Origin of the sequence: Streptomyces sp. NPDC090741 (assembly GCF_044769045.1) — a bacterium.
Lineage (GTDB): Bacteria > Actinomycetota > Actinomycetes > Streptomycetales > Streptomycetaceae > Streptomyces.
In genome coordinates this window covers 1-3,300 of record NZ_JBIVXF010000045.1, presented here as the reverse complement: position 1 = coordinate 3,300, position 3,300 = coordinate 1, and the positions used below count along the sequence as shown (strand labels likewise).

Sequence of the window (3,300 nt, the reverse complement as noted above, 5' to 3'; positions counted from 1 at the left end):
CCCGCGGAGCGGGACCCTGAGCGCTGCGCGCTCAGGAAGAGAACCGCCTCGCTGCGCTCAGCGGGGCTCGGCTCCGCCGAGCCAGGGCCGGCCCTTCGGGCCGGAGTCCTCCGCTTCGCTTCGGACTGTCCGGGCTCCGCTGCGCTCCCCCCGGACCGGGCCCGCTCCGCGGGCCAGCCTCCCGCGCTTCGCGCGGAAGGTGACCCCGTTTCACGGGGTCTAGGCCTACGGCCTGTTGGGGTGTCGCTTCGCTCCCACCCCGGCCCTCCGGCTCCGCCTCCGGACCAAGGGCCCGCAAGCGGGCCCGGCCAGCAGTAGCAGGGGGTGCGGGCCCCGCGCATCTGACGCTCCGTCCACTCCCCCGAAAGGACAGACCAAAACCCGGAAACTCAACCCACGGGATGGACCGCCGCGGTAGAGTCAAGACTACATCACACCGATGCAAGCTGTGTAGCATCGCGAGGAACCAGACACCACCAGAACGAGAAACTCGCGTGCGCCGCACATTCCCAGACAAGCAACCACGGGAATCCGGATGCCGTGTACCATCCCGAGAATTCCACCACTGCCCCGGATATGGGGCTCCTCTGAACCCTCTATCTGATGGAGACACTGAATGCAGAAGGACAGTGGAATCACGCTCTATCCGCATCAGGAGGAAGCGGTAGAGGCGATCGTCCGGGGGCTCGATATTCCACCCAGGAAGCGGATTCCTAAGGCTGGTCTGCGGGCTACGGTCGTAGCTGCGTGCGGGACTGGAAAGACGTTCATTGCGGCGGCGGCCGCGCTGAAGCTCGCTCGCGGCGGGCGGGTCCTCGTGCTGCTGCCGACGCTCGACCTGCTCGCCCAGACGGCCCGGGAGTGGCGGACCGCCGGCCACACGGGCCCCGCGGTCGCGGTCTGCTCGCTCGAAGACGACGCCCACCTGCACGCCCTGAAGGTGCGCGCCACGACGTCGGCGCCGCAGCTGGGACTCTGGCACGGCCGGGGCCCGGTGACCGTCTACGCCACGTACGCCTCACTGCCGGTCGTCGCCGAGGCGTTCCGCGGGGAGTACGGGCTGGCGATGGAGCCCTTCGACCTGGTGGTGGTGGACGAGGCACACCGGACGTCGGGGTCGGCGGGGAAGGCGTGGGCGGAGATTCACCGCCAGGAGGTCATCCCCGCCCAGCGCCGGCTGTACATGACGGCCACCCCGCGGATCTGGGCGGAGCGCCGGCCGAGGACGCGGGCGGAGAAGCGGGCGGCCGAGGCGGCCCACCGGCGTGAGGAGGAGGCGCGGCGGCGGGAGGCGGAGGCCGAGGGGGAGATGTACGTGGGCGGGCCGCTTCGCGAGGCCCTGCCGGCGGAGCTCGCGTGCTCGATGGACGACCCGCGCGTGTTCGGCCCAGTCGTCTACGAGCTGTCGCTGGCGGACGCGATCTCGCGCGGGCTTTTGGCTCGATATCAGGTAGTTGTGGCGGAATTGGTCGACCCAGTGGTGACACCAGATCGGCTCTACGGCAAGGAACGGTGGGACGAGGAGCTGCGCGGCGAGCGCCTCGCCGCCATGCAGACCGCCCTCCTGGAGACCATGGCCACCCATGACCTGAAGACCACGATCACCTTCCACCACCGCACGATCGAGGCGCAGGCCTTCGCCGAGGGCCTGCCGCGGGTCGCGTCCCGTCTGCACGCCGTCGACCCCGTACGGCACCCCGCAAAGGTGTGGACGGGGTGGCTGCGCGGGCAGCACGAGGCCGAGCACCGGGCATCCGTGCTCGCGGACTTCGGCCGCCGTGCCGGCCGCGCCGTCCTTGCAAATTGCCGCGTTCTGGGCGAAGGCGTCGATATTCGAGCCGTGGACAGCGTGGCTCTGATCGACCCCAAGGGCTCGGCCGTCGACATCGTCCAGGCCATCGGTCGAGCCCTCCGCCAAAAGCCCGGAGAGGGCAAGATGGCCACCCTGATCGTGCCGGTATTTCTAGACGCTGACGAAGATCCAGAGGACATTCTTTCTTCGAAGTCCTATGGCCCTCTCATTCGGGTATTGCAGGGACTGCGGGCACATGATGAACGCGCCGTGGAAATGCTCGCAATTCCCCAAGAGGCCCAGAAGCGCATCGTACAGCCGTCGCCTCTGATCGGCGCAGCGCCCGACGCGGGCGAGGAGGAGGCCCGGCTGCTGCTCCGATTCGCCGCCCCACGCGACCCAGCGCTGATCGCGAAGTGGATCAGCTACCAGGTGTTCAACACCGAGCGGCAGGACTGGCGCAGGGGCGCCGAGGCGGCTTTCCGGTACCGGGAGCGGGAGCGGCACTTGGAGGTCCCGTACGACCACACCGAAGGCGCCTACCCCCTCGGACGATGGCTCTCCGACCAGCGCCGCACCTTCCGCACCGGACAGATGAGCGGGGAGCGGGCCGCCGAACTGGAGACGCTCGGGATCGTGTGGGACACCGCCGACGCCGCCTTCACGGAGAACCTCGCCGCCGCACGGGCGTACTACGCCGAGCACGGGACGCTGGCCGCCCCTCGGCACGCCACCGCGCTGGACAAGCCGGTGGGGCAGTGGCTCACCAACGTCCGCCGGCCCGGCGGGCTCGGCAAGGACCCCGTACGCGCCGAGGAACGGGCCGCCGCCCTCGCCGCCATCGATGAGGACTGGAACCCCGGCGCCCTCGGCTGGACGGTCGACTGGCAACGCCACTACGCCTACCTCGCCCAGCTCCTGGACGAAGGCGCCCGCCTCGCGGCGATCGTCCCCGGGGTGACCCGGCACGGCGAGGACATCGGCCGGTGGCTGTCCACGCAGCGCCGCGACTTCGGCCGGCTCTCCGAGGAGCAGCAGCGCCGCCTGGCCGAGCTCGGCGTGAAGCCGGCACGGGTCGTACGGGCCCGCACGGCGTCCGCGGAGCCGGGCACGACCACCACGTCCGGGCGGGGCGCGGAAGCCTTCCAGAAGGGCGTTCAAGCCCTCGCGCAGTACCAGGAACGTGAAGGCGGCGGCCTGCCCGCCCGAGCACATATCGAAGTTCTGCCCAATGGGTCAGAGCATCGGACTGGAGTGTGGATCGTCAACCAGAAACAGCGCCGCGACCGACTCGACCCTGGGCAGCTCGCCGCTCTGGCCGCCCTCGGTGTGGAGTGGGCGCAGCCCTAATTGCGTGGTTCTGTTCACGAGAACGCTCCGGTCCGATACGTCCGGTCGAGGCCGTCGCACGCCACCACCACGCTCACCTGCTCGCCGCCATCGTCGAGCTCGGCGGTGAGCTGGAGCTCCCAGCTACCCGTAACGGGCGCTTCAGGGGCGCGGTCATC

At 70.1% G+C, this 3,300-nt stretch carries 1 protein-coding gene; it reads left to right on the top strand.

Going from position 1 to position 3,300, the window contains the following annotated elements:
- Nucleotides 1-616 precede the first annotated feature (616 nt).
- Nucleotides 617-3,142, top strand: a complete 2,526-nt coding sequence (locus ACIQU4_RS42305) for a Helicase associated domain protein (RefSeq protein WP_403743272.1) — start codon at nucleotides 617-619, stop codon at nucleotides 3,140-3,142.
- Nucleotides 3,143-3,300 lie beyond the last annotated feature (158 nt).